The 26,702-nt window shown below is 70.8% G+C and carries 24 protein-coding genes; 13 read left to right on the forward strand and 11 right to left on the reverse strand.

The genetic code is table 11. The features are described 5' to 3' along the window. Positions 1–7: 7 nt before the first annotated feature. The gene (locus GTY96_RS32345; RefSeq protein WP_161666725.1) at positions 8–1,606 is read right to left on the reverse strand and encodes a S8 family peptidase; all 1,599 of its coding nucleotides are present in this window, start codon (positions 1,604–1,606) and stop codon (positions 8–10) included. 130 nt (positions 1,607–1,736) lie between these two features. Beyond that, a complete protein-coding gene (locus GTY96_RS32350) occupies positions 1,737–2,618 on the reverse strand; it encodes a patatin-like phospholipase family protein (protein WP_161666726.1) in 882 nt (293 codons plus the stop codon). A 99-nt stretch (positions 2,619–2,717) separates the two neighbouring features. Between GTY96_RS32350 and GTY96_RS32355 the strand changes: the two genes are divergently transcribed. Genes GTY96_RS32355 through GTY96_RS32365 form a run of 3 tightly spaced genes read left to right on the forward strand, consistent with a single transcriptional unit; the run spans position 2,718 to position 8,275 of the window. Further along, complete coding sequence (locus tag GTY96_RS32355) at positions 2,718–3,614, forward strand: ArsR/SmtB family transcription factor (RefSeq protein WP_143909437.1); 897 nt, start codon at positions 2,718–2,720, stop codon at positions 3,612–3,614. After that, positions 3,611–7,126: a methionine synthase gene (gene metH / locus GTY96_RS32360; RefSeq protein ID WP_143909439.1), complete on the forward strand. Its 3,516-nt coding sequence runs from the start codon at positions 3,611–3,613 to the stop codon at positions 7,124–7,126. Before GTY96_RS32355 ends, metH begins: the two co-directional genes overlap by 4 nt. Positions 7,127–7,180: 54 nt before the next feature. Then, positions 7,181–8,275, forward strand: coding sequence for a uroporphyrinogen decarboxylase/cobalamine-independent methonine synthase family protein (locus tag GTY96_RS32365; RefSeq protein WP_143909441.1), 1,095 nt, complete (start codon positions 7,181–7,183; stop codon positions 8,273–8,275). A gap of 20 nt (positions 8,276–8,295) precedes the next feature. On the opposite strand, the gene GTY96_RS32370 is transcribed toward GTY96_RS32365, so the two are convergent. Together GTY96_RS32370 and mutY are read right to left on the reverse strand one after the other, a co-directional pair. Beyond that, positions 8,296–8,541: a DUF2934 domain-containing protein gene (locus tag GTY96_RS32370; RefSeq protein WP_143909444.1), complete on the reverse strand. Its 246-nt coding sequence runs from the start codon at positions 8,539–8,541 to the stop codon at positions 8,296–8,298. 200 nt (positions 8,542–8,741) lie between these two features. Beyond that, positions 8,742–9,929, reverse strand: a complete 1,188-nt coding sequence (gene mutY / locus GTY96_RS32375) for an A/G-specific adenine glycosylase (protein WP_161666727.1) — start codon at positions 9,927–9,929, stop codon at positions 8,742–8,744. 144 nt (positions 9,930–10,073) lie between these two features. On the opposite strand from mutY, the gene GTY96_RS32380 reads away from it, so the two are divergent. Continuing rightward, entirely contained in the window at positions 10,074–11,039 is a 966-nt protein-coding gene (locus GTY96_RS32380; protein WP_143909445.1) for a PD-(D/E)XK nuclease family protein, read from the forward strand. A 3-nt stretch (positions 11,040–11,042) separates the two neighbouring features. On the opposite strand, the gene GTY96_RS32385 is transcribed toward GTY96_RS32380, so the two are convergent. Further along, a complete protein-coding gene (locus GTY96_RS32385) occupies positions 11,043–11,936 on the reverse strand; it encodes a tRNA threonylcarbamoyladenosine dehydratase (protein ID WP_143909203.1) in 894 nt (297 codons plus the stop codon). 29 nt (positions 11,937–11,965) lie between these two features. Continuing rightward, the gene (locus GTY96_RS32390) at positions 11,966–12,763 is read right to left on the reverse strand and encodes a TatD family hydrolase (protein ID WP_161666728.1); all 798 of its coding nucleotides are present in this window, start codon (positions 12,761–12,763) and stop codon (positions 11,966–11,968) included. A 122-nt stretch (positions 12,764–12,885) separates the two neighbouring features. On the opposite strand from GTY96_RS32390, the gene GTY96_RS32395 reads away from it, so the two are divergent. Beyond that, complete coding sequence (locus tag GTY96_RS32395) at positions 12,886–14,373, forward strand: TolB-like translocation protein (protein ID WP_143909207.1); 1,488 nt, start codon at positions 12,886–12,888, stop codon at positions 14,371–14,373. 348 nt (positions 14,374–14,721) lie between these two features. Here the strand turns inward: GTY96_RS32395 and GTY96_RS32400 are convergent, their stop codons facing one another. After that, on the reverse strand, positions 14,722–14,970 hold the full coding sequence (locus GTY96_RS32400; protein WP_143909209.1) for a hypothetical protein: 249 nt from the start codon (positions 14,968–14,970) through the stop codon (positions 14,722–14,724). Between the two features lie 367 nt (positions 14,971–15,337). On the opposite strand from GTY96_RS32400, the gene GTY96_RS32405 reads away from it, so the two are divergent. Beyond that, entirely contained in the window at positions 15,338–16,300 is a 963-nt protein-coding gene (locus GTY96_RS32405; protein ID WP_143909211.1) for a DHH family phosphoesterase, read from the forward strand. Positions 16,301–16,317: 17 nt separating this feature from the next. Here the strand turns inward: GTY96_RS32405 and GTY96_RS32410 are convergent, their stop codons facing one another. Continuing rightward, on the reverse strand, positions 16,318–16,899 hold the full coding sequence (locus GTY96_RS32410; RefSeq protein WP_161666729.1) for a Maf family protein: 582 nt from the start codon (positions 16,897–16,899) through the stop codon (positions 16,318–16,320). Between the two features lie 104 nt (positions 16,900–17,003). Here GTY96_RS32410 and GTY96_RS32415 point away from each other — a divergent pair, with 104 nt between their 5' ends. Together GTY96_RS32415 and GTY96_RS32420 are read left to right on the forward strand one after the other, a co-directional pair. Continuing rightward, entirely contained in the window at positions 17,004–18,260 is a 1,257-nt protein-coding gene (locus GTY96_RS32415; protein WP_161666730.1) for a metallopeptidase family protein, read from the forward strand. Positions 18,261–18,268: 8 nt separating this feature from the next. Next, complete coding sequence (locus GTY96_RS32420) at positions 18,269–19,447, forward strand: class I SAM-dependent rRNA methyltransferase (protein WP_161666731.1); 1,179 nt, start codon at positions 18,269–18,271, stop codon at positions 19,445–19,447. A 24-nt stretch (positions 19,448–19,471) separates the two neighbouring features. Here the strand turns inward: GTY96_RS32420 and GTY96_RS32425 are convergent, their stop codons facing one another. Further along, positions 19,472–19,969, reverse strand: coding sequence for a caib/baif family protein (locus GTY96_RS32425; protein ID WP_143909219.1), 498 nt, complete (start codon positions 19,967–19,969; stop codon positions 19,472–19,474). A gap of 28 nt (positions 19,970–19,997) precedes the next feature. Further along, entirely contained in the window at positions 19,998–20,558 is a 561-nt protein-coding gene (locus GTY96_RS32430; protein ID WP_255443026.1) for a hypothetical protein, read from the reverse strand. 34 nt (positions 20,559–20,592) lie between these two features. Between GTY96_RS32430 and GTY96_RS32435 the strand changes: the two genes are divergently transcribed. The 4 genes from GTY96_RS32435 to GTY96_RS32450 all read left to right on the forward strand — a co-directional run bounded on the left by GTY96_RS32435 (position 20,593) and on the right by GTY96_RS32450 (position 25,273). Then, the gene (locus tag GTY96_RS32435) at positions 20,593–22,659 is read left to right on the forward strand and encodes an ATP-dependent helicase (RefSeq protein WP_143909221.1); all 2,067 of its coding nucleotides are present in this window, start codon (positions 20,593–20,595) and stop codon (positions 22,657–22,659) included. A 194-nt stretch (positions 22,660–22,853) separates the two neighbouring features. Next, entirely contained in the window at positions 22,854–23,300 is a 447-nt protein-coding gene (gene rplM, locus GTY96_RS32440; protein ID WP_143909223.1) for a 50S ribosomal protein L13, read from the forward strand. 9 nt (positions 23,301–23,309) lie between these two features. Then, positions 23,310–23,711 (forward strand): 30S ribosomal protein S9, encoded by a 402-nt coding sequence (gene rpsI / locus GTY96_RS32445; protein ID WP_120526842.1) that lies wholly within the window; start codon positions 23,310–23,312, stop codon positions 23,709–23,711. 143 nt (positions 23,712–23,854) lie between these two features. Beyond that, positions 23,855–25,273, forward strand: a complete 1,419-nt coding sequence (locus tag GTY96_RS32450) for a type IV pilus twitching motility protein PilT (RefSeq protein ID WP_143909225.1) — start codon at positions 23,855–23,857, stop codon at positions 25,271–25,273. A 139-nt stretch (positions 25,274–25,412) separates the two neighbouring features. On the opposite strand, the gene GTY96_RS32455 is transcribed toward GTY96_RS32450, so the two are convergent. Then, on the reverse strand, positions 25,413–26,150 hold the full coding sequence (locus GTY96_RS32455) for a hypothetical protein (RefSeq protein ID WP_161666732.1): 738 nt from the start codon (positions 26,148–26,150) through the stop codon (positions 25,413–25,415). A gap of 35 nt (positions 26,151–26,185) precedes the next feature. Between GTY96_RS32455 and GTY96_RS32460 the strand changes: the two genes are divergently transcribed. After that, entirely contained in the window at positions 26,186–26,692 is a 507-nt protein-coding gene (locus tag GTY96_RS32460) for a regulatory protein RecX (RefSeq protein ID WP_143909229.1), read from the forward strand. Positions 26,693–26,702 lie beyond the last annotated feature (10 nt).

Raw genomic sequence — 26,702 nt, forward strand, 5'->3', positions numbered from 1 at the left:
CGCCGGCTCAGAAGTTGCCGGAGATGACCTTGGGCAGGACCTTCTGCAGGTCGGGCAGCGGGCCAATCTGCCGCGAGTCCGGGGCCTGGGCGGTGCCGTTGTTGCGCAGGAGGCTGCGCATCTGGACGGACGTCAGCACCCGGCCGTTGGCGCGGGCCACGCCCTGCGCGCTGAGGGCGGTGCCCACGACGATGGGCGACGCGCTGGACGTGCCGCTGAACGTGGACGTGTAGTACCGGTCCTCGCCGGAGGCGCTGCCGAAGCGGTCGCCGTAGCCGGTGGTGACGACGGACTCACCCCAGCCGTGCACGTTCACGCGCTGGCCGAAGTTGGTCCAGCACATGGGCGTGCGCGGCGAGCTGGCGGTGCTGGCGCCCACGATGATGGCGCCCGAGTCGCGCGTGGCCGGGTTGAAGAGGCCGCCGTAGGCCGCCGCGTCCAGGTTCGCGCTGCCGTTGCCCGCCGCCTCCACCACGATGACGCCGTTGGCGGTGGCGTTGCGGATGGCGTCGAAGTTGTCCTGCCAGTACTCCATCGCGATGTAGTTGCACTGGGACGTGTTGCACGTGCAGGCCGTGCCGTCGTTGGGGCCGCCCGCGTGCAGCTCGATGAGGATGACGCCGCCCGCGCCCGCCGCCGCCGCCGCGTTGGTGATGGCGCTCGCGGTGCTCTGCTGGCCAATGGCCTCCACGCCCGCCGTCGCCCCGTTGGCGATGCCCGTCACGCCGATACTGTTGGCCACGCCGATGATCTCACCCAGCACCGCGGTGCCGTGGTTGCGCCAGCCCAGGTCGTTGATCTGCGCGCCGCCCTGGCGGAAGAGCGCCGGGAGGTCCTCGTGGGTGGTGCGCCAGCCCCCCTCGATGTCCACGAACCTCACGTTGGTGCCCCGGCCGCCGTTCACCGTCCACGCGTACGTCGCGTTGACGCCGCCGGGCGCCGCGTTGAGGTAGCCCTGGTTGCCCTGGTACAGCGGCGTGACGGGCGGGTCCGCCGCCAGCAGCGCGCGCAGCCCCGCGTCCATCCCGAAGTTCACCATCGCCGGCTCCGCGGGCGGCGCCGCGTAGGCCGTCTCCACGCTGGACACGCGGTTGAGCGCCGCCACCAGCTCCGCGACGCCCTCCGCGGTGGTGCCGGGCAGCAGCGGGACCTCGTAGTACAGGTTCAGGTCCGCCAACTGCTCGCCGCCCTGCTTCTCACCGGACGCCTTGCTCGCGTCCAGTGCGGCCTCCTCCGCCTGGAACACCCGGTCCAGCGAGCCGATGCGCGGCGCGCGCTCCAGCAGCGCCGCCACCTGCGCCACGTCCGCCTCCAGCCGCGCGTCGTCCAGCCGCAGGCCGGACAGCAGGTCGCGCTCGGCCACGCTCCGCTCCGACGCGAGCACGCGCAGCGCGTCGCCGCGCAGGCGCACGTGGCTGCCTTCATGGAACTTCACCACCAGGCGCTCCACCAGCGTCCCCGCGGGCAGCTCGCGCCCCGTGGGCTTCGCGGTGAGCGCGCGCGGCGCGAGCTTCGGCGCGGCACCCGCGACGGGGGCCAACGCCAGCAGGGACACAGCCATGACCGCGCCCCGCGGGGGGCGCAAGGACAGCGTCGACTTCAGCATGGACTTCCTCCGGGATGGACTGCCACCCCACCATCGCATGCCGGTCTGTCATTTAAGTCTGACTATTCTGCTATTTCTGTCCTGTTGTTTTATTCGCGCTTCGCTGAAGCGGGGGGGGGATGCAGGCGTCTCAGGTGCTCTGCTCGAAGAAGGGAAGGGGCGGCCGGGCGAGGGAGCGCTCGGCCGACAGCTGGGCCTGGTCCAGCGCGTCGAAGCCGCGCTCCAGCGTGGCGGGCGTCACGGGCGGCAGGTTGGAGACGACGACGTAGACGGGCACCTGGCGCTGCTGGAGCACGGTGAGCTGGAGGCGGAAGTGGTCGCGCCGGAGCGCGGCGGACCCGGCCGCCAGGCCCTGGGGATAGGCCATGGGGCCGCCCACGACCTTGCGCGTCCGGCTGGGCAGGTAGTGCACGAGGATGGCGTCCAGGTCCTTGCCAATGGCGCTCTCGTGCAGCGACAGCGCGGGGGCCTTGTCCACGAGGCCGCCGTCCCAGAACAGCTGTCCGTCCAGCGGCACCGCGCGGAAGAGGCCGGGGTAGGCACAGGTCGCGTGGACGCGCGGGGCCAGGTCCCCGGTGGTGAAGACCTCATGCGTGCCGTGGGTGAGGTTGGCCGCGGTGAGCAGCAGCGGGTGCGGCAGGTCCTCGAAGGTGGGGACCGGCAGCGTCTCCTCCAGCAACCGCCGGAAGCGCTCTCCCTTGAGCAGGCCGGTGAAGCCGTGCCCCTGGGCCGCCACGTTGAGCATCGCGCCCAGCGGGTCCGGGTCCCAGAAGTTGGCCCGCGTCTGGCGCAGCACCAGCTCCTCCAGCGCCGGCATGGCCATGCCCGCCGCCGCGTACGCCGCCACCATGCCGCCCGCGGACGTGCCCGCGTACGCGTGCGGCTTCAGGCCGGAGCCGTGCAGGCCCTTGAGGAAGCCCGCGTGGCCGTAGAAGCCGAAGTAACCCGCGGAGAGGACCAGCCCGAACCGCTTGCCTTCGAGCAGGGTGTGAAGCGTGGAAGAGGGCGCCATATCGGATTTTTACGGGATGGTTGCGACCCAAGGCAACGCAATGCGTTGCCGGGGCCATTGTCTGGATGTCAGAGCATCGATATATGTTGATGGCTCGATATGGACATCCTCTCCCAATCCTTCCGTGTCCTGGGGGACACGACGCGGCTGCGCATCCTCCGGCTGGTGGCGCAGGCGCCGCTGAACGTGACGGAGCTGGTGTCGCTGGTGGGGGTGGCGCAGTCGTCGGTGTCGCACCACCTGGCCAAGCTGAAGGGGCTGGGGCTCATCCGGGAGGAGCGGCAGGCGGGCTTCACCTACTACTCGCTGGCCCTGGAGCCGGACGACGCCCGCTGGCCGCTCGTCCGGCTGGCGCGCGAGGCGGAGGACGCCGCGGGGGACTCCGCGCGGCTCAACGACCTCTTGCGCGCGCGGGAGGACCGGCAGGCGCTCAACGAGCGGCTGTTGGAGCCGGGCCAGTCGTGGTTCCTCTGGGCGGGGGCGCTGGCGTCGCTGCTGCCGCCGCTGGACGTGGCGGACTTCGGCTGTGGCACGGGGGTGTTCAGCCGGGCGATGGCGCGGTGGGCGCGGCATGTGTGGGCCATCGACCAGAGCGAGGACGCGCTGGGGCAGGCCCGGGTGCTGGCCCAGCGCGACGCGCTCACCAACATCACCTTCCTGCGCGAGGACCTCCACCGGCTGTCGCTCCAGGGCGGGCGGATGGACCTGGTGGTGATTTCGCAGAGCCTGCACCACGTGGAGTCGCCGACGGCGGTGGTGTCTGAAGCCGCACGGCTGCTCAAGCCCGGCGGGCGGCTGGTGGTGTTGGAGCTGATGCCGCACGAAGAGAAGTGGGTGCTGGACCGGCTGGGGCACCGGCACCTGGGCTTTTCGCCCGAAGTCCTGGAAGCGGCCCTTCGCGAGGCCGGCTTCACGTCGTTCACCCGCGAGACGCACGCGCGCGACGGGGCCAGTCCCTTCCGCGTCTTCCTGCTGACCGGAGTCAAACCGTCATGACGAGCCACATCGCCCACCCCCTGCCGCTCCCCCCCGGGGAGCACGGCCAGCGCGTGGAGGCGCTCAAGGCCGCGATGCGCGAGCGCATCCTGGTGCTGGATGGCGCCATGGGCACGCTGCTGCAGGGGCACCAGCTCGTCGCGGCGGACTTCGGGGGCCCGGAGTTCGAGGGCTGCAACGAGCACCTGGTGCTCACGCGCCCGGACGTCATCGAAGGCATCCACGCGAAGTACTTCGCCGCGGGCGCGGACGTGACGGAGACGGACAGCTTCGGCGGCACGCCGGTGGTGCTGGCGGAGTTCGACCTGGGCCACAAGGCGATGGAGATCAACATCGCCGCGTCCCAGCTCGCGCTGAAGGCCGCGAAGGCCGCGGAGGCGAAGGACGGGCGGATGCGCTGGGTGGCGGGCTCCATCGGGCCCACCACGAAGGCCATCAGCGTCACGGGCGGCATCACCTTCGAGGAGCTGGTGGACAACTTCGCCGTGCAGGCGGAGGGGCTCGCGGTGGGCGGCTCCGACTACCTGCTGGTGGAGACGGCGCAGGACACGCGCAACGTGAAGGCGGCGCTCCTGGGCATCGACCGGGCGTTCAGGAAGCTGGGCTGGGCGCTGCCGGTGGCGGTGTCGGGCACCATCGAACCCATGGGCACGATGCTCGCGGGCCAGTCCGTGGAGAGCCTGGCCACGTCGCTGGAGCACACGGAGCTGCTCTACCTGGGGCTCAACTGCGCCACGGGTCCGGACTTCATGACGGACCACATCCGCTCGCTGTCGTCCATGAGCTCCTTCCCGGTGTCGTGCGTGCCCAACGCGGGCCTGCCGGATGAGAACGGCCAGTACCTGGAGTCGCCGGAGATGATCTCCCGGTCGCTCAAGCGCTTCTGTGACAGCGGCTGGCTCAACGTGGTGGGGGGCTGTTGTGGCACGCACGCGGGCCACATCGAAGCGCTCGCCGCGATGGTGAAGGGCCTCAAGCCGCGCACGGAGGTGCCCAAGCCGCGCTCGTCGCTGTCCGGCGTGGACTACCTGGAGGTGACGGACGAGCAGCGCCCCATCATCGTGGGCGAGCGCACCAACGTCATCGGCAGCAAGAAGTTCAAGGAGCTCATCGTCGCGGGCCAGTTCGACGACGCGTCGGAGATCGCCCGGGCCCAGGTGCGGCGGGCGGCGCAGGTCATCGACATCTGCCTCGCGAACCCGGACCGGGACGAGCTGGAGGACATGCGCCACTTCCTGGAGGTGGTGGTCAAGAAGGTGCGCGTGCCGCTGATGATCGACTCGACGGACGAGAAGGTCATCGCCATGGCGCTCACGTATTGCCAGGGCAAGGCCATCATCAACTCCGTCAACCTGGAGGACGGCGAGGAGCGCTTCGAGAAGGTGGTCCCGCTCGCGAAGGCGTTCGGCGCGGCGCTGGTGGTGGGCTGCATCGACGAGGTGGGCATGGCCGTCACGCGCGACCGCAAGCTCGCCGTGGCCGAGCGCAGCTACGCGCTGCTCACCCAGAAGTACGGCATGCGCCCGGAGGACCTGTACTTCGACCCGCTCGTCTTCCCCTGCGCCTCCGGCGACGCGCAGTACACCGGCAGCGGCGTGGAGACCATTGAAGGCGTGCGCCTCATCAAGCAGCGCTTCCCCGAGTGCCGCACGGTGCTGGGCATCAGCAACGTGTCCTTCGGCCTGCCCACCGCGGGCCGCGAGGTCCTCAACTCCGTGTTCCTGTACCACTGCGTGCAGGCCGGCCTGGACATGGCGCTCGTCAATTCGGAGAAGCTGGAGCGCTACCCGTCGCTGCCGGAGGAGGAGCGCAAGCTGTCGGAGGACCTCATCTACAACCGGGGCGCCGACCCCGTGACGCCCTTCGCGGCGCACTTCCGTGAGCGCAAGCCCGCGCGCGCCCAGGTGAGCAGCCTGCCGCTGAACGAGCGGCTCCAGCGCTACATCATCGAAGGCACGCGCGACGGGCTCGTCGCGGACCTGGACCTGGCGATGAAGGAGATGGCGCCGCTGGAGATCATCAACGGGCCGCTGATGAAGGGCATGGACGAGGTGGGCCGGCTCTTCGGGGCGAACGAGCTCATCGTCGCGGAGGTGCTCCAGAGCGCGGAGTCGATGAAGGCGGCGGTGAGCCACCTGGAGCCGCACATGAGCAAGACCCAGGCGGCGTCGCGCGGGAAGATCGTCCTCGCCACGGTGAAGGGGGACGTGCACGACATCGGCAAGAACCTGGTGGAGATCATCCTCGCCAACAACGGCTTCCAGGTGGTGAACCTGGGCATCAAGGTCCCGCCGGAGCAGCTGGTGCTGGCGGTGCGGGAGCACCGGCCGGACATCCTCGGGCTGTCGGGCCTGCTGGTGAAGAGCGCGCACCAGATGGTGGCCACCGCGGAGGACCTGAAGCGCGCGGGCGTGGAGACGCCCATCCTGGTGGGCGGCGCCGCGCTCAGCCGCAACTTCGTGGACCGCAACATCGCCCCGGCCTACGGCGGCGGCACGGTGGCGTACGCGCAGGACGCGATGAACGGCCTGGAGCTGGCCAAGCAGATCGTCGAACCGGGGGCTCACGCGAAGCTGCGGGACGACCTGGCCGCGCGCCGCTTCAAGCTCGCGCAGGAGGTGAAGGAGCGCCCCGCGCCCGCGGCCCCGGTGCGTCGCTCGCGCAGCGCGGAGGTGCCGCTGCTGGACGCGGTGCCCCCCGCGCCGGACTTCGCGCGGCACGTGCTGACGAACACGCCGCTCGACCACATCTGGAAGTTCATCAACCCGGTGATGCTCTACGGCCGCCACCTGGGCCTGCGCACGTCGTCGCGCGCGCTGGGCACCCCGGCGGAGGCCGACCTCGCGAAGACCGAGGAGGGGCGCAAGGCGCTGGCGCTGAAGGAGGCGGTGGAGGAGCTGAAGGCGCTGCTGCGCGGCGGCGTGATGCAGGCCCGCTCGGTGTTCCAGTTCTTCAAGGCCGGGAGCGACGGAGACCGCGTGCTCCTCTTCGACGGCGCGACGGGCGAGCCCGTCACGTCCTTCGACTTCCCCCGGCAGGACAAGGACAACGGCCTGTGCCTGGCGGACTACGTGAAGCCGCTCCAGGGCGGGAAGCCCGTGGACGCGCTGTCGCTGTTCGTCACCACGGCGGGGTCGGGCATCCGCGAGCTGGCGGACGGCTTCAAGGCGAAGGGCGAGTTCCTCAAGATGCACGCGGTGCAGGCGCTGGCGCTGGAGACCGCGGAGGGCTACGCGGAGCTGCTGCACACGCAGCTGCGCAGCATGTGGGGCTTCCCGGACCGGCCGGACATGTCGATGCTGGAGCGCTTCCGCGCGGAGTACACCGGCAAGCGCTACTCGTTCGGCTACCCGGCGTGTCCCCGGCTGGAGGACCAGACGAAGCTGTTCGCCGCGCTCAAGCCGGAGGAGATCGGCGTGCAGCTCACCGACGGCTGCATGATGGAGCCGGAGGCGAGCGTGTCCGCCATCGTCTTCCACCACCCGAACGCCACGTATTTCTCCGTGACCTGACGCGTCGGGGCCGAAGCCTGGGCCCGGTCGCGCCGGAAGGGATAGATTGCCGCCATGCCTTCGCCCGCCATCCGTCGCGCCGTCCAGCTCCTGCCCGCGTGTGCCACCACGGGCATCGGCAGCCTGCCGCACACCCAGGTGGAACTGGGGCTCCAGGTCGCGCTCGCCATGGACATCCCGTTCCTGCCGCAGCTGCCGGTGGGGCATCCCTCGGAGCTGATGATCCCCGCGGCGCTGGAGGGCCTGCCGGGCCTGCGCTTCGACGAGGACGGGGTCTGCACCGTGGACGTGGAGGCCTGGGCCGCCGGCCGCGCGGCCTTCGAGGCGCGGCTGGAGTCCGCGCTGGCCTCCGGGGACCTGGAGTCCTTCGAGCCCACGGCGGACGCGTGTCGGGCGTGGAAGCCGTTCCTCTGGGAGGTGGAGCACCGCAAGCTGGCGTTCGCGAAGGCGCAGCTGGCCGGCCCCTTCACGGTCCGCTCGGTGGTGCGCACGGCGACGGGGGAGCCGGTGCTGGCGGTGCCCGGCCTGGACGCGGCGCTCTACCGGCTGGTGATGGTGCGCGCGCTGGCCATGGTGCGCGCCCTCAAGCGCACGGGCACCACGCCCCTGTTCTACCTGGATGAGCCCGGGCTCTACGCCTACGTGCGGATGAACCCCCAGCACCTGCTGGCGCAGCAGGAGCTGCGGCTCCTGGTGGTGGCCCTGCAGCGCGAGGGCGCGCTCGTGGGCGTCCACTGCTGCGGCAACACGGACTGGGGCGTGCTGCTGGACGCGCAGGCGGACCTGGTGTCGCTGGACGTGCGGCTGTCACTGGACGCGATGCTGGAGGAGACGGACGCGCTGGAGCGCTTCCTCGCGTCCGGCGCCACGTTCAGCCTGGGCGTCATCCCCACGGACCTGGCGTCGACGTACTCGGTGGAGGAGCTGGCGGATTCGGTGGAGGCGTCGCTGAAGGCGGCCCTGCCCAGCGACATCGGCTTCGCCCGCGCGGTGTCCACGGTGCTGCTGACGCCCGCGTGCGGGCTCGCGATGCGCTCGGTGGTGGACGCCGAGCGCATCCTGGAGGAGTTGAAGCAGGCGCAGCGCCGGCTGAAGCGGGCGCTCGAGTCGGAGCGCCCGGTCCTTCAGGGACTGCCCCCCGCGCACTGAGCCGCGCGGGGCTTGAGCGGCTACTGACGGCCCAGCTTCAGCTCGCGTTCGGCCTGATGCCAGTCATGCTCGGGGTTGCCATGGGTGCCGCCCCGGGCCTGGAAGATTTCGAAGGCGCGGCGGGCAATCTGGTCCTGCGTGGGCGCGCCCACCGGCTTGCTCACGGGCGCGCTGGCCGTGGCCACCGGCTTCTTTTCCTCGGTCCGCTCCGGAGCGGCCTTGGGAGCCGGGTTCGGTGGGGACTTCTGCGCGTTTTGTCGGGCCATCGAGGCTTCCTCCTGGAAAAAGCGCCCGGGAGCTTCGGTTGCGCCTCTTCTCCGTGGAAGTGACCCACGAAACGGGAGGTTGCCGGAGCGACATCGCGGGCCGCCAAGTGTCCAGGTCCAAACGGCCCGTGGCAGGAGGAAAATCCACGCTCGGAGCCCCGCCTCGGCGCGGTCCGGAGGTTGAAGAAGCGCCCGGCGGCTCAGCGGCCAGCCGTCTTCCTGGCACCCCGGCCCGTGGCCTTCTTCGCGGGCGGCGCGCCGCCCTCCATCACGCCATGCCCCAGGGCCGCGTCGAGCGCGCGCTGCATCGCGGTGCTCATGCCCAGCGCCTCCGCCTCCTGGGGCGTGCACCAGCGCAGCTCCTGGAACGCGGAGGCCCGCGTGGGCCGCGAACCTCCGCGGACGCGCAGGAGCCGCAGCGTGAGGTCTCGGTGGGTGAGCTGACGCCGCACGCTGTCCAGCGTCGCCTCCAGCGTGAGCGCGGTGCCGAGCGCCGTGGCCAGCCGCGCGGTCGCCTCCGCCTCTGGCGTGTCCTCCTCCACCTCCACGGCGGGCAGCTCCCACAGGCCGCCGAAGAGCCCCTTGTCCGCCCTGCGCGCGAAGAGGAGGGTGCCCTCGTGCGGCCACACCGCCAGCGCCAGGAACAGCTTGCGGGGGGCGGCGCGCACCTTGGCCGGCGGCAGCTCCTCCACGCGGCCCTTGCGGTACGCGAAGCAGCCGTCGCGCACGGGGCACAGCAGGCACAGGGGGGACTCTGGCCGGCACACCGTGGCGCCGTGCTCCATCAGCGCCTGGTTGAAGTCGCCGGGGCGCTCGCCCTTCACCAGCGCGGAGGCCAGGGCCCACAGCGTGGCTTCGCGCTCTCGGTCTCCGGGCACGCCCTCCACTTCGAAGAGGCGCGACAGCACGCGCGCGACGTTGCCGTCCACGATGGGCGCCTGCTCGCCGAAGGCGATGGAGGCCACGGCCCCGGAGGTGTAGCGGCCGAAGCCGGGCAGCGTGAGCAGCTCCTCCGCCGTGGCGGGGAGCTTCCCGCCGAAGCGCTCCACCACCTCCCGCGCGGCGCGGTGCAGGTTGCGCGCGCGCGAGTAGTAGCCCAGCCCCTTCCACCCGGAGAGCACGTCGTCCAGGGGCGCGGAGGCCAGGGCCTTCACGCTGGGAAAGCGTGCGAGGAAACGCTCCCAGTACGGGATGACGGTGGCCACCTGGGTCTGCTGGAGCATGACCTCGCTGAGCCAGATGGCGTACGGGTCGCGCGTGCGGCGCCAGGGCAGGTCGCGCTTGTTCCGGTCGTACCAGGAGAGCAGCGGGCCGTGCAGGGCGGCGTGGCGTTCAGGGGAGACAGGGGCGGGGAGGGCCGCGGGTTCAGTGCGCTTGCGTGGGCTCATGTGATTCTTCGCGGTGGCGGCGCGAAACCCTCCCCGGGAGGTCGGGCGCGCGCGAGCGTCTTTACCTACGGAGGGGGGCGGTTGTCTCCCTGTCCGTCCCCCTTCTGGCGGGCCGGGCGATCGCCTATAGGATGCCGCGCGTCCATGGCCCGCCCTCCCATTCACAACGACTTCTCCTGGTCGAAGAGCCGCCACGAGAAGTTCTCCGAGTGCCTTCGGGCCTACTACCTCTACTACTACCGCTCCTGGGGCGGCTGGGAGGCGGACGCGGCGAAGGACGTGCGCGAGCTGTACGTGCTCAAGAAGCTGCACAACCGCTACACCTGGGCGGGCAGCATCGTGCACGAGTCCCTCAAGGACGTGCTCCTGGACTGGCGCGCCGGCCGCGAGGTGGACCCCGCGAAGGTGGAGGCGCGCACGCACAAGCTGATGCAGGACGACTTCCGGCACTCGCGCTCCAAGGCCTACTGGACGCAGAAGTACCGCAAGCCCTTCACCGGCCTCGCGGAGCACGAGTACGCGGAGGACGTGCCCAACGAGGCGTGGAAGCAGAACTTCGAGACGGTGCGCTCGGCGCTCGCGTGGTTCTTCCAGTCGCGCTGGCCCGCCGTCGCGAAGGGGCTCAAGCCCGCGCAGTGGCTGGAGGTGGACGCGGGCTTCGACTTCGCCCACTTCACGTTGGATGGCGTGAAGACCTTCGCCATCCCGGACTTCGCCTACGTGGACGCGGACGGCTCCGTCGTGGTGGTGGACTGGAAGACGGGCCGCTCGCGGGACGGCTACGACGAGCAGGTGCTGGGCTACGCGCTCTACATCTCCCAGCGCTACCGCTACCCGCTGGAGAAGGTGCGCGCGTCGCTCGTGTACCTCAACGAGGGCCTGGAGCACGACGTGACGGTGGACCCGTCCGCCATGGACTCCTTCCGCGAGCACTTCGCCAGGAGCGTGGCGGGGATGCGGGCGCTCCTGCTGGACCCCGCGGCCAACACGCCGAAGGAGGCGGAGGCCTTCCCTCGGACGGAGAAGCTGGATGCCTGCGCCCGCTGCGTCTTCCGCCGCCCGTGTGGCCGCGAGCCGGCGGTCGCGGAAGCCCGTGCCCGCGTGGCCTGACGGCTAGCGCGCCGCCGCCAGCCTGCGCACCACCACGCCCGCGGCGTTCATCCCGAACGCGGAGGTGACGAACGCCACGCTGCCGTCAATCTGCGTGCGGTGGTCGCAGGTGTGGAACTCGTTGTCCTGCGGGCAGACGCAGAGGAAGCCGTCGGACGCGTCGTCGTAGTTCAGCGCCACCGGCTGGCGCCGCGTCTCGATGGAGTACACGGCGGTGATGCCCGTGTGGCGCTCCGTCTCCACGCCGTACTTGCGCTTGAGCAGCTTGCGGATGTCCTTGGCGAAGGGGTCCATGTGCGTCTCGCACAGGTCCTCCACGCGGATGGCCGTGGGGTCCAGGCGGCCCGCCGCGCCCATCGAGCTGACCACCGGCAGGCCCAGCGTCACGCACCGGTGCAAGAGGTGCAGCTTCGCCTTCACGTTGTCGATGGCGTCCACCACGAAGTCGTAGCGGCCCGGCGGCAGCAGCGTCTCCGCCAGCTCCTCGCGGTAGAACTCGCGCAGGGCCTCCACCTTCGCCTGGGGGTTGATGTCCTGGCAGCGCTGGGCCATCAGCTCCGCCTTGGACTTGCCCACCGACTTCACCGTCGCGTGCAACTGGCGGTTGGTGTTGGTGACGCACACGTCGTCGTGGTCCACCAGCGTGAGCCGGCCCACGCCGCTGCGCACCAGGCCCTCCGCGGTGAAGCTGCCCACGCCGCCCAGGCCGAACACCACCACGTGCGCGTTGGCCAGCCGCTCCATGGCGGTGTCGCCCAGCAGGCGCGCCGTCCGGTCGAAGCGGCGCGACAGCTTGAAGGGCTTCGCGAGCGACGTCGCGACGGCGTCCGAAGCGGCCGGGGAGGCGGGCGGCGCGTCGGTCTCGGCGGTGGGGGTGGGGGTGGGCTGCGGGTTCATGAAGGGCTCCTCTATCACGCGACGCTCGCCTACCGCGAAGGGGTGGGGAAAGCTTCCCGGAACAGGCGCCGGGCGTTCTCGGTCGTCCGCTGGGCGAGCGCGTCCACGGGCTCCCCCAGGGCCTGGGCCATCCCCGCGAGGATGTGGGGCAGGTAGCCCGGCTCGGAGCGCTGCCCCCGGAAGGGCGTGGGCGCCTGGTCCGGCGAGTCCGTCTCCGCCACCAGCCGCTCCGGCGGAATCACGCGCAGGGCGTCCAGCGGCTTGCGCGCCTCCGCCCAGGTGACGGGGCCCGCGAAGGAGAAGTGGCAGCCCCGCTGGACGTAGAAGCGCGCCAGCTCCGCGCCGCCGCTGTAGCTGTGCATGAGGATGCCCGCCTCCGGCCACGCCTCCGTCTTCAGCAGGTCGATGAGCGCGGGGTGGAGCCGGTGGCAGTGCATCAGCACCGGCAGCCCGTGCTTGCGCGCCAGGGCCAGGTGCCCGCGCAGCACCGCCACCTGCCGCTCCAGCGGGGCGCCGGTGACGGAAGGGCCATCCAGGCCGCACTCGCCCACCGCCACCGCGCCGCCCTTCGCGAGGAGCGCGTCCAGCCGCTCCAGGTTCGCGCCGTCGTCCTCGGCGGGGAGGTCCGGCAGGAACTGGGGGTGGATGCCCAGCCCCACCTGGATGCGCGCGTCCCGGCGCGGCAGCTCCAACAGCGGCTCCCACGTGTCAGGTCCTACTGCGGGAATGAGGATGCCTTGCAGGCCCGCGGCCCAGGCCCGTGTGACAACGCTGTCGCGGTCCGGGTCGAAGCGGGAGGCGTCCAGATGGCAGTGCGTGTCTATCATTGAGCACCCTTCTTCACAGAGCCGTTCAATCAGCGACAGGCTCGGATCATCTGCCCTTCAGGGCATCTCTGCTCACATGGATGGAAAGCTATGACCCGCCCCCTGACATGGGAGGCATGGGAATGACCAAGCGAGTGGTGTGGGGTGTGCTGTTCGGGGCGCTGGCGATTCTGGTCACGGGGTGTAGCGACGAGTGTGTCGATCGATTCGACTGCCGTGACAAGGGGACTCCGCCCGAAGGCCAGGAGTTCATCTGCAACGCGGATAACAAGTGCGAGCTGGTCACGATCAACCTCTCCCCCGAGGTGGACGCGGGGACGGAGGAGGACGCGGGCACGGAGGTGGATGCGGGCACGGAGGTCGATGCCGGCACGGAGGACGCGGGGACGGAGGAGGACGCGGGCACGGAGGTGGACGCGGGCGTCGACGCGGGCACGGTGGACGCGGGCATGACCGTGGGCAAGGGCGGCGCGTGCACCGCGTCCGCGGACTGCATGGCGGGCCTGCGCTGCGAGGCCGCCACCTGTCAGTCGCTCCTCATCGCCGTGACGGGCGTCGACGGGGGCACCCGGGCGCTGGTGACGGCGTTCGACGTGCCGGGGCCGATGTCGCTCAGCGCCGAGGGCGTCGCCAGCGCGTACCCGCGCTTTGGCCCGGGAGGCGCCCAGGTCGCCTTCGTCCAGGGGAACGTCACCGCCCCCACGGGCGAGCTCGCGGTGGCGGCGTTGCCGCTCGCGGCCGTGGCGCCCACGGTGCTGACGACCGGCACGGCCGCCGGCAACGCGCGCATCCGCTACATGGAGTGGGATCCCGGCAACCTGATTGCCTGGGTGCGCGGGGCGTCGGGCATCTCCACCATCGCGCCCACGGGTGGCGCGCCGACGCAGATCACCGTCAACGGCACGTTCCCGGACTTCGGCCCCAACGGCACGGACCTCGCGTACAACGTCTCGGGCACGGGCATCCTCGTCTCCCTCAATGGCGGCGCGCCGACTCCGCTGGCGGGCACGCCCACGTCGGCGGAGCAGCCGCACTTCAACCGCGTCACCTCGCAGCTGTTGTTCCTGGCCAACCCGGACAACCGCACGGTGCTCTTCGGGACGGAGTCCACCCCGGTGCTCCGGCTGTACTCGCTGCCCGTGACGGGCGGCGGCACCCCGACGCTGCTGGCTGACAGCACCTCCGAGGCCGTGGCGGGCGGCACCATCGATTCGTACATCGCGAACCCGAACTGGGCGCCGGACGGCAGCTGGGTGGCGTATGTGCGCGCCTACTACCAACTGGTCGGCACCGCGGCCGTGCTCTGTGGCAACGCCGCCGCGACCCTGTGCGCCAACCGCCCTGGCAACGTCATCTTCCTCCAGCACGTCAACACCGCCACCGGCGCGCCGGAAGGGGATCCGGTGTCCCTCAAGGAGAACGCCACGCTGCCGTCATTCTCTCCGGACGGCCAGCTCGTGGCCTTCATCCTGAGCGGTCAGCTCAACGTGCAGCCCATCGACACGACCACCGGTCAGCCGAACGGCGCGCTCATCACCCACCCGAAGGACACGTACACCGTGCTGACCAACGAGGGCGACGACCACCGCCCGCGCTGGCAGCCCCGCTAATCGTCGCCCCACAGAGCCCTGGCCACCGGGGCTTCCCGGCCCGTGTTCCCCGTTTCGCTGGGGAATGCGGGCCGTCGTTTTTTCGGGTGCGAAGCGTGGAGCCCACCTGTGCGAAGTGACGAACGCGGGCACCAAGGGGTCCGGATGAACCCGCTGGGCGCATCCATCCCGCGCACCCGTGGGTCCGGGTTCCAGGACGAAGAGAAGTGGAGGGGAGGGGGCTCCACCGCGCTCCCGCGAAACGCGGCGACAGGTGGAGGAAGGCTGACAGCCGTGTCGCGACCTCTGGCGCCCGCGCGCTCCGTTTCCGGAGCACGGTCTGGGGCGCGCGAAAGGGGACGGCTGCTCTCAGCCCACGACGACGATGCGGCGGCCCAGCGCGCGGGCCATCTGCGGAGAGGTGACGAGCTCCAGCGCACCGCTCATCTCACCGCCCGCCGTGTCGAACGCCGCCGCGATGACCTCGCCCACGGTGAGCTGGGCCTTCTGGGCCGCCACGCGCGCGCGCTTCGCCGTGCGGCGCAGCGCCGGCATCACCCGCCGACCCTGCCGCCGCACCGTGCCACCCTTCGTCTTGCCTGCGGTCTGCTTCGCCATGGTTCCTCCCGCCACTTCATGCTGCGCGGGTGAGTACACCGTGGGTCTGACACCATGCAGGCGAGGTGCCAGGGCTCAGCCTCCCTGTCAGGTCCCTGAATCCAAGGGTTTCCCTGCCAGATGGTGGGTTGCCGAGGGGTGAAGGCGCCCACTTTCTTTCAGCCCTTCAGGGTCATTCCTCGTTCTGTCGAGTTTTCCGTTCAGCGAGTGCAGTGATTTCCACGCATCGTTCAATGGCTCGCACCTCGGGAGGAGCCCTGGGACACCCAAGGCTGGGTCAGGTGTCACCCTGTGGCCACGGTCCTGCGGCCAGGCGACCGCGGTCGTGTTGGGGCCGGCGGGGAAACGGGGTAGAGGGCGGACCGCCATGCGAGTCCAGGTCCTCTTCCACGACAATTGTTTCGACGGCGCCGCCAGCGCCGCGGTCTTCACCCGCTTCTACCGGGAGCGGGTGCGCGGGGACGCGACGTTCAGCTACCGGGGCCTGTCCCACAAGCCGGGGGCGGAGGGGATCGACCCGGCGGTGTTCACCGGGGACGAGAACGTCATCGTCGACTTCCGCTACAGCCAGGACGCGCGGCTCACCTGGTGGTTCGACCACCACGCCTCCGCCTTCCAGCAGCCCGGCGACGAGGCCCACTTCCAGCGCGACGCCAGCGGCCGGAAGTTCCACGACGCGCACCGCAAGAGCTGCACGCTGTACCTGGCGGACGTGGCGCGCGAGCGCTTCGGCTGGGACGCGTCCTCGCTGAAGGACCTGCTGCACTGGGCGGAAATCATCGACGGCGCGCAGTTCCCCAGCCCGCAGATGGCCGTGGCGCTGGAGGAGCCCGCGCTGCGCATCATGACGGTGCTGGAGGCCACCAAGGACGACACGCTCATCCCGGAGGTCATCCGGCGCATGCAGTCGGAGTCGCTCGCGGACATCGCCGCCTCGCCGCTCATCGCCGCCCCGCTGGAGCCGCTGCTCTTCCGGCACCAGCGCAACATCGACCTCGTGCGCGAGAAGGCCCGGTACGAGAACGGCGTCGTCCACTTCGACCTCGTGGACGAGGGCGTGGACAGCCTCAACAAGTTCATCGCCTACGCGCTCTACCCGGACGCGCGCTACACGCTGTGGGTGGGGAAGGGCGCTTCCCGCGCCAAGGTGTCGCTGGGCTCCAACCCGTGGAAGCCGGAGACGCGCAAGCACGACCTGGCCGCCATCGCCGGCCGCTACGGCGGAGGCGGGCACCCGGTGGTGTCCGCGGTGAGCTTCAAGGCGGATCAAGCCGACAAGGCCCGCGCCGCGTACCAGGAGATCCTCGCGGAGCTGTCCAGCGCGGGGTGAGCCCTCGCTCCGGCGCGTCAGGGGCGGGCGAAGAAGTCGAAGCCCGCCTGCCGCAAGAGCCGCACCACCGACAGCATGGGCAGTCCCTGCACGTTGGTGCGGTCCCCCTCCAGCTTCGCGAGCAGCGCTTGACCCCGGCCCTCCACGCGGTAGCTGCCCGCGCAGCCCTCCCACTCGCCGGTGTCCAGGTAGCGCTCCAGCTCCTCCGGGGGCACGTCGAAGAACGTGAGGCGCGTGTCCTCCGCGGTCTCCGTGTGGTGGCCGCCGGGCCCCACCAGGCACACCCCGGTGTGGATGACGTGGGTGCGGCCCAGCAGGCGCTTCAGTTGTGCCCGCGCCGCGTCCCGGTCCCGGGGCTTGCCCAGCACCTCCTGTCCCACCTCCACGAGCTGATCCGCGCCCAGCACCCAGGCGTCCGGGTGGCGCTCCTGCACCGCGCGGGCCTTGCGCACCGCGAGCATCCGCACGGCCTCCTCGGCGGACAGGTGGGCGGGGACCTGCTCGTCCACGCCGGGGACTTCGGTGCGGTAGGGCAAGCCCAGGCCCTCCATCAGGGCCCTTCGCGCGCTGGAGGTCGATGCCAGGATGAGCGTTCGCATGGGAGCGACAGGGTAATGCAGCCGGAGCGGGCGGGGGACCCTTCAGGCGGGCAGGCACGTCCGCGCTTCCGGTGGATGGGGCGGATGCCATAGCCTCCCCGCCCATGTCGCGGCGCTGTCTGCTCGCTGTTTGTCTGCTCCTGCTCGTCTCCTGCAAGCGAACCCCTCCGGCGGCCGCCGACGCGGGGACGGATGCGGGCGGGCCGGACCTCGCCGCGAGCGCCGACGCGGGGAGGCCCGCCCCGTCGCTGGTGGACGCGGGCCTCCAGTCCTCGGTCGCGCCGCCTGACGACGCGGTGATGGGGGAGGTGCACCCGCTGGCGGTGTGCGACGCGCGGGGCGAGTCCCCCCTGGACGCGGCCCGTCGCTACTACGACGAGAGCCACTACGAGGAGGCGCTCTCCTGCGCCGCGCAGGCCGCCGCCCTGGAGCCGGACCTCGCCGCGGCCCACGCGGAGCGGGGCTCCGCCCTGGCCGCGCTCCACCGCGAGCCCGAGGCCCAGCTCGCCTTCGCCCGCGCGCTGGCCATCGACCCGGGGGACCCGGACGCGCTCCTGGGCGCCGCGCACCTGTACGCGGTTCAACTGCCCTCCACGCGCGAGCGGGACGAACTGGGGGCGCTCTACGCCGAGCGCGGCCTGTCCCAGCCCTCCACGCCTCCGGAGCTCATCCCGTCCCTGGCGCTGGTGGCCGCCATGGCCTTCAACGACCTGGGGCAGGCGGACCAGGCGCTGGACCGGGCCACCCTCGTCCTCGCCCGCGAGCCGGACAACCACGAGGCGAAGTACGAGAAGGCCCTGGCCCTCTTCGAGCTGTGCCGCTTCCGCGAGGCGAAGACGGCCTTCGCGTCGCTCCTGAAGGACAAGGAGCGCGCGGCGCACGCGCACCAGCACCTGGGGCTCCTGCTGGAGCGCGAGGGGCAGTGGGCGAAGGCCGAGGAGCACTTCGCGAAGGCCCGCGCGCTGGAGCCGGAGGACTTCCCCCCGCCGCCCCTGCCGTCCGCGGACGAGTTCAAGGCCCAGGTGACGCGGGCGCTGGCGGACCTGCCGGCGGACATGCGCCGCGACCTGGCGGGCGTGCCGGTGGCCACGGAGGAGATTCCGTCCGAGGACGACCTGCTCGCCAACCAGCCGCCCCTGTCCCCCACCATCCTGGGCCTGTTCCGGGGCCCGTCCCTCCAGGAGCCGTGCGACGGTTCGGAGACGCCCTGCCGGTCGGTGGCCCTCTACCGGCGCAACCTGGCCCGCGCGGTGCGGACGCCCGAGGAGCTGCGCGAACAGATTCGCGTGACACTGCTGCATGAAATCGGGCATCTGCGAGGGGAAGACGACGAGGAACTGGCCGCGCGCGGCCTGGAGTGAACCCCGACATGCCTTCCCTTCCCACCGCCCGGGTCAGTCTGAAGGGCGCCAAGACGCTGCGTCGCGGCACCCCCTGGGTCTACCGCACGGAGCTCACCGAGCCCCCGGCCACCGACACGCCGGGCGCGGTGGTCGCGGTGGTGGACCCCCAGGGGAACCCCATCGGGCAGGCGCTCTACGCCCGCCGCTCCCCGCTCGCCCTGCGGCTGCTCACGCGCAAGGGCCCCAACGAGGAGAAGGTGGATGACGCCTTCTTCATCCGCCGCGTGGAGGCCGCGCTGGCCCGCCGCGCGGTGCTCCCCGGCAGGGACGGCCTGCGGCTCGTCCACGGAGAAGCGGACCTCCTGCCCGGCTTCTTCGTGGACCGCTACGGCCAGGGCCTCTCCGTGCAGACCCTGTCGGAGGGAATGGACGCGCGCAAGGAGATGCTCGCGCGGGCGCTGGTGGAGCGCACGGGCGCGAGCCACGTGGTGTGCCGCGACGACGCCTCCGGCCGCGACTTCGAGAGCCTGCCCCGCGAGGTGCGCCTGCTGCACGGCGAGGGGGCCGCGCGCTTCACCTACCATGAGGGCGACACGCGCTTCGAAGTGGACCTCCTGGGCGACATGAAGACCGGGGCGTTCCTGGACCAGGTGGACAACCACCTGCGCGCGGGGGAGCTGGGCCGGGGCGAGGCGCTGGACTGCTTCAGCTACCACGGCGGCTTCGCGCTCGCGCTCGCGAAGCACTGCACGTCGGTGCTCGCGGTGGAGCAGGACGCGAAGGCCGCGGCCCGCGCCCAGGCGAACGCGGAGGCCAACGGCCGCGCCCACGTGAAGGTGGAGAACGCCAACGCGTTCGACGTGCTGCGCCGCTTCGACCAGGAGGGGCGCCGCTTCGACACCATCGTCCTGGACCCGCCGGGGCTGGCCAAGCGCCGCGAGGGCCTGGCCACCGCGCTGCGCGCCTACCACGAGCTGAACCTGCGCGCCCTGCGCTGCCTCAAGTCGGACGGGCTCCTGGTGACGTGCTCGTGCTCGGGGAAGCTGGACCGGGAGGGCTTCGAGTCCATGGTGCTGGACGCCGCCGCGGACGCGAAGCGCCCGGTGCAGATCCTCGAGCGGCGCGGCGCCGGGCTGGACCACCCGGTGCTCGCGGGCCTCGCGGAGACGGAGTACCTCAAGGCCCTCTACGTGCGCGCCCTGTAGTCCAGGGCGCGGGGGTAGGCCGCGCTAGGGAATGCCCAGGTCCTTGCGCAGCCTGCCCACGACCTTGAAGTACTCGGTGCGGGAGAAGCCCACGTTGAGGATGTGGAAGTCCTTCTTGGACAGGCCCACGCAGCCGAAGCAGTAGTTGCAGTCCTGCAGGTTCTTGCTCAGCACCACGTACGCGCTGCTGGAGCAGTTCTCGCTCTGCACGCAGTAGGCGCACGCGTGGCAGTTCTTGCACTCCACGCAGTGCGAGCAGTTGGTGCACAGCTCGCACCGGGTGCAGTGCGTGCACTGGTGGCAGCTGTCGCAGTCCTTGCAGAACATGCAGTTGGCGCAGCGCTGGCAGCCCTCGCACGCGTAGGAGCCGGGGTTGCCCGGGTCCACCGCGTAGCTCTTGGACAGCTTCTGGAACTGCTCCAGGAACTCGCGCTTGCCCAGGGACGACACGCCCAGGCGCGCCGCCTTCTCCTGCTCCAGCAACTCCTGGGTCGTCTGGGGCCGGGACCCCTTCTCCTTCACCGCCACAAACGCTCCTTGGACTCTGGAATCACTGCAGCCGGGACAGCCCGGCCAGGTCGATGCCTCGCGCCACCCGCCGCACCTCCACCGTGCTGGGGAAGCCGCGGCTGGTGACGGCCACCACGAACCGGTCACCCACCAGGAGGTTCGCCTCCGCGACGGCCTCGTCCGCGTCATAGCGCACGAAGCCCACCGCCTCCTTCCACTGGATGGGGGCCGTGGGGTCGCTGGCCGCGCGCCCCCGCGCCTTCTGCGCCGCCTCGCGGATGGCCTGCCCCAGCTTCAACCCCATGGTGGTGTCCACGATGCGCACCTTCACCTCGCGGCCCTCGCCCCGGGTGTAGGTGCGCTCCGCCTCCGACACCGACACGTCGCCGTACTTGCCCGTGGAGCCCGCGGTGGAACCCACCGTGAAGCCCTCCAGCGTGTCCGGCAGGAAGGGCGCCAGGTCCTTGAAGTACACGCACGGCGCGGCGGTGGTCACCACGTCGCGCGGGGTGGGAGAAGTCGTGCGTTCGCCGTCAAGGCATCCGCCGCCCACGCCGAGCGCGAGCATTGCGGTGGCCAGCCGTAGGAATTTGTCGCGCACGAACGAATCAAAGGGTATCCCTGGCCCGCGCGCAATGGACCTTTCGAAGCTCAATCCTCCTCAGCGCGAGGCAGTGCTGACGACCGAGGGCCCGCTGCTCGTGCTGGCGGGTGCCGGCAGCGGCAAGACGCGGGTCATCACCCACCGCATCGTCCACCTGCTCAACGAGCGGCCGGGCCACATCGTGGCCCGCAACATCCTCGCCGTCACCTTCACCAACAAGGCCGCCACGGAGATGAAGGAGCGGCTCATCCACATGGCCGGGCCGCGCGCCCAGGGCGTGCTGGTGTGCACCTTCCACGCGTTCGGCGCGGAGGTCCTGCGGGAGGACATCCACCGGCTGGGCTGGCCGAAGAAGTTCGCCATCGCGGACATGGGCGACCAGCTGGCCATCATCCGCCGCGCCATGCGCGAGAAGCGCATCGACGACCGCGCCTTCGACGCGCGCAAGGTCCTCACCCTCATCTCCAAGGCGAAGAACTCCGGCGAGGCGCCCCAGCCGAAGCCGGAGGGGCTGGGGGACGACTACGACCTCATCACCGCCATGGTGTTCGCGGACTACCAGCTGGCGCTCAAGGCGCAGGGCTCGGTGGACTTCGACGACCTGCTGGTGCTGCCCGCGCGCCTCTTGCGCGAGCACCCGGACCTGCACCGCAAGTACACCCAGCGCTTCCGCTACCTGCTGGTGGACGAGTTCCAGGACACCAACCACGCGCAGCTGGACCTGCTCAAGCTGCTCGCGGGCGAGGCGCGCAACGTGTGCGCGGTGGGGGACGACGACCAGTGCATCTATTCGTGGCGCGGCGCGGAGGTGCGCAACATCCTGGACTTCGACCGGCACTTCCCGGGCGGCAAGGAGGTGCGGCTGGAGCAGAACTACCGCTCCTCCCAGCGCGTGCTGGACGCGGCCAACGCCGTCATCGCCAAGAACCCGGAGCGCAAGGACAAGCGCATGTGGACCGACCGCAAGGGCGGCCCGCTGGTGAAGGTGGTGGCGTGTCCCAACGACGAGGAGGAGGCCCGCTTCGTCGCGCACGAAATCCAGAAGCACCTCTCCCAGGGCATCCCCGCGGACGACATCGCGGTGCTCTACCGCACCAACGGCCAGGCCCACCCGGTGGAGGAGACGCTGCGCGAGAAGAACATCGCCTACGAAGTGGTGGGCGGCAGCGAGTTCTTCGACCGCAGTGAGGTGAAGGACGTCATCGCGTATTTCAAGGTCCTGGCGAACCGGCTGGACGAAATCTCCCTCATGCGCATCGTCAACGTGCCGGCGCGCGGCATTGGCGACGTCACCATGGAGCGGCTGCACGCGCACTCCCGCGCGGAGGGCGTGACGCTCTGGACGGTGATGCGCCGCGCGGACACCTACGAGGACCTGCCCGCGGGCGCGGGCGGCAAGGTGCTGGAGTTCGTGGAGATGGTGGAGCGCTACCGCGACGCCTTCACCCAGACGCCCCGCCTGTCGGAGGCGACGCACAAGCTGCTGGAGGAGATCGGCTTCCGCGAGGCCACCCGCGCCAAGGCCGTCTCCGGCACCGCCGCGGACAAGAAGCTCAAGGGCGTGGACCAGGTGCTCGCGTCGCTGGAGAAGTTCGAGAAGCGCGAGGGCCCCAAGGCCAGCCTCCTCACGTACCTGAACCGCCTCAGCCTGGACACGCGCCAGGAGGAGGAGGACGTCCCCGGCCAGAACCGCCGCGTGACGCTGATGTCGCTGCACGCCTCCAAGGGCCTGGAGTACCGGCTCGTCTTCTTCCTGGGCATGGAGGAGGACCTGATGCCCCACGGCGGCATGCAGGGCGAGGCGCAGAACCTCGAGGAGGAGCGCCGGCTCTGCTACGTGGGCATCACCCGCGCCAAGGAGCTGCTCTACCTCACCCGCTCCACGGTGCGCGTGAAGCGCGGCAAGGAGGTGCCCCGCACCCCCTCGCGCTTCCTGGAGGACCTCCCCCCGGACGCCTTCGAGAACGTGGACATGGACGCGCCGCGTCAGGGGCCCCCGGACGAGAAGGAGAAGAACTTCTTCGCCAACTTGAAGGAGCGCTTCAAGAAGCCCCCGCCCGGCAGCCCGGGTCCTGGCACTCCGGGCCAGGCGCCCTGACGCGGGCCGCCACCAAGGTCCGGATTCCCGGTCGATGTACGCCCAACCTTGACTTGATCGCGGCGTCCGACTAGGAGGGTCGGCCTTTCCGGGCTTCTGTCGGAGTTTTGGCAGAGGACCCGCGGTTGGTTTCGCACGAGCACGCGGCCTCTGGCATGCACCTGGGCGCCGCGCCGAAGTCTGGAGTGCACGAAATGTCGCAGAAGACCTACAGCGCCAAAGCTGGGGACATCAAGCGCCAGTGGCACGTCATCGACGTGTCCGACAAGGTGCTTGGTCGCGCCGCCAGTCAGATCGCCACCCTCCTGAAGGGCAAGCACAAGCCCACGTACACCCCGTCCATCGACACGGGTGACCACGTCATCGTCATCAACGCCGAGAAGGTGAAGGTGACGGGCACGAAGGAGACGGACAAGCAGTACTACCGTCACCCGTACGCCGGTTTCCCGGGCGCCCTGAAGATCACCAACCTCCAGAAGCTGCGCCAGCGTCACCCCGAGGACATCATCCTCAACGCCGTGCGCCGCATGCTGCCCCGCAGCGCCCTGGGCCGTCAGATGATGACCAAGCTCAAGGTGTATGCTGGTGACACCCATCCGCACACCGCGCAGAAGCCGGTGGCGTACAAGGTCGAGGCGTAAGGAACAGCCATGGCGATCAATCCTGAACTCGGTTTCTACGCCACGGGCCGCCGCAAGGAGGCCACCGCTCGCGTCTGGGTGCGTCCCGGCAACGGCGCTGTCGTCATCAACGGCCGCGACATCAACGAGTACTTCGGCCGTGAGACGTCGAAGATGGTGCTCAACCAGCCGCTGGAGATCCTGGAGCAGAAGGGCAAGCTCGACGTCACGGTCAACGTGCGCGGCGGCGGTCTCTCTGGCCAGGCCGGTGCCATCCGTCACGGCATCGCGCGCGCGCTGTGCGCCTTCAACCCGGAGTTCCGTCCGGCGCTGAAGAAGGCCGGCTTCCTTACCCGCGATGCTCGCGCGGTCGAGCGCAAGAAGTACGGCCAGCCCGGCGCCCGTCGTCGGTTCCAGTTCTCCAAGCGCTAATCGCGCTTGTCGGCCAGCGGTTCGGCCGCTCTTCGGCGGGGGTTTCCTTCGGGAAGCCTCCGCCGTCGTGCTTTGCGGGCTCGTGAAGGGGGCGTGCCCCATCGCGGCGGGCGCGGGCGTTCTGCTACCATCCGGGCCCTCCCATGGAACTCAACGAAATCCTGCAGATCGCCCTGCGTGGCGGTGCCTCCGACATCCACCTGAAGGCGGGCCTGCCGCCCATGTTCCGCGTGGACGGTTCGCTGGTGCCGCTCAAGGACGGCCGCCGCCTTCCGCCGGAAGAGGTGGCGCGCATGGCGTTCGGCATCATGAACGAGTTCCAGAAGGAGAAGTTCAAGGTCAGCAACGAGGTGGACCTGGCCTACGGCGTGCCGGGCCTGGGTCGCTTCCGCGTGAACGTCTTCCAGCAGCGCGGCACGGTGGGCGCGGTGCTCCGCGTCATCCCCTTCAAGGTGATGACGATGAAGGACCTGCTCCTGCCCACGGTGCTGGAGAAGGTGTGCGGCGAGGAGCGCGGGCTGGTGCTGGTGACGGGCACCACGGGCTCCGGCAAGTCCACGACGTTGGCGGCGATGATCGACTTCATCAACTCCAACGAAACCAACCACATCATGACCATCGAGGACCCCATCGAGTTCCTCATCCGCGACAAGCGCTCCATCGTGAACCAGCGCGAAGTGGGTGTGGACACGATGAGCTTCTCGCAGGCGCTCAAGAGCGCGCTGCGCCAGGACCCGGACGTCATCCTGGTGGGCGAAATGCGCGACCACGAGACCATTGAAACGGCGCTCCACGCCGCGGAGACGGGCCACCTGGTGATGTCCACGCTGCACACGCTGGACGCGACGGAGACCATCAACCGCATCGTGTCCGCCTTCCCCCCGCACCAGCAGAAGCAGGTGCGCCTGCAGCTCTCCAGCGTGCTGCGCGGCGTGGTGAGCCAGCGCCTCGTGCCGCGCGCGGACGGCAAGGGCCGCGTGGCGGCGGTGGAGGTGCTGCGCGTCACCGCGCGCGTGCGCGAGCTGATTGAAGACAAGGACCGCACGAAGGAGATCCACGACGCCATCTCGCAGGGCACGGACTCCTACGGGATGCAGACCTTCGACCAGTCGCTGATGAGCCTGGTTCGCAACGGGCTGGTCACGTACGACGAGGCCCACCGTCAGGCCAGCAACCCGGACGACTTCGCGCTGCGCTTCTCCGGCATCAGCGGCACGTCCGACTCGAAGTGGGACAACTTCGACGCCAAGGCCGGCGAGGAGCGGCCCATCCCGGGTTCGGCGTCCTTCGCGCAGAAGGGGGCGCCCGCCCAGGCCCAGGCTCCCGTCCAGGCGCCGCCCGCGCCGGTGGCCCAGGCCCCTCGCCCCGGAGCGCCCATGGCCGCCCGGCCTGCGACGCCTCCGCCCGGTGTCGCGGCTCCTCGCCCCGCGGGGCCTCCGCCGGGTGTCGTCCAGGGACGGCCCCTGCCTCCGCAGGCGCCTCGTCCGCCCGCGCCCGCCCCGGTGCCCGCGCCCGCTCCGGCGGCCGGGGGCGACGACGACTTCCAGATCGAGCGCTTCTGACGCGCCCGAGGGGGCGGAGGATCCGACAGCGGCTCAGGACCTGACTCGAGCGCTTCTGACGCGCCCGAGGAGGAGAAGGGTCCGACGGCGGCTCACGGCCTGCCCTGCGTGTCCCCGGGCCTTGTGCCCGGGCAGCGGCTCAGGCGTCGTCGTCACCCAGCTGCGCGCGCAGCCGGGTGAGGCGCAGCGGCCCCACGAGGCCCTGGTGCGCCAGCGTCTGCAGCAGCGACACGGTGGCGCGCACGCGCGCGTCCTGCACCTCGTCGGACTCCTGGACGACCTCGTTGTCGAGCAGCGTCTCCAGGTGCTCCGGGTTGATGGACGTGGGGCCCTCCGACCAGGCGATGTCGAACAGCGCCCGCGCGACGTGCTCGCGCGCCTTGCGGTCCGCGTCGTTGGGCGCCGCCTTGGCGAAGGCCAGGAACAGCGCGTCCACGGACTCCTTGGACAGCGCGGCCAGGGCGGGCACCTCGCCCAGGGACTCCTTCACGTAGTCCGCGTCGAAGTGGTCCACCTCCTGCTCGTACCCGAAGGCCTCCTCCAGGAGGATGGAGGCGATGAAGGCGTCCGACTCCTCGTCGCTCGCGCCTTCCTCCTTCAGCGCCTCGCGCGCCTTCTGGAGGGCGGGCGCCAGGCTCGGGTCTTCCAACAGGGCCCGGGCGGAGGCGTGCGCGGCCAGGAGCACCAGCGCGGCCTGGGCGTCCGAGGACAGCGCGCGACCACTCACGCCCTGCAGCATCGCGCGCTGCTTGGGATGGGCGTCCGCGGCGGCCACGAAGTGCTGCTCCTCGGGAGTCAGCGGTTCACCCGCTTTCTCCTTGCGGAGCGTCTCCCTGGCGGCATCGGCGGTGAGGAAGCGGGCGAGGATGGGGTGCATGGCGGGGCCTGTTACCACATGGTAGGGACTCCGCGATGGTTGACGAGCCCGAAGGACCGGAGGCTGTCCAGCGCGCCACCGACGCCTGCCTTCGCCTGCTCAAGGCGCGGGGCCGCAGCCGGCATGAGCTGACGCTCGCCCTGGAGCGCAAGGGCTACCCCGCGGCCGTCCGGGACGCGGTCCTCGCGCGGCTCTCCGAGTGGGGCTACCTGGACGACGCGAAGTTCGCCCGCGACCGCGCCACGGCCCTTTTGGGCAAGGGCAAGCTGGGGCCGCGCGCCGTGCTGCAGCGGCTGCAGGCGCACGGGCTGGAGGGCACCCAAGCCCGTCGGGCGCTGGCCGAGGCGAAGGACGCGGTGGGCTTCGACGCGCTGGCCGCCGCCCGTCAGGTGCTGGAGCGCCGGCGCCTGGCTGGCCGCCCGCTGGACGCGAAGGAACAGGCACGGGCAGGGCGGCTCCTCCTCAGCCGGGGTTTCGCGCCGGACATCGTGACCCAACTGGTGGGAGAACCTTCGCTGGACCCCTCCGGGCAGGACGAATAGTTTGGGGGAG

The organism is Corallococcus silvisoli (assembly GCF_009909145.1).
GTDB lineage: Bacteria > Myxococcota > Myxococcia > Myxococcales > Myxococcaceae > Corallococcus > Corallococcus silvisoli.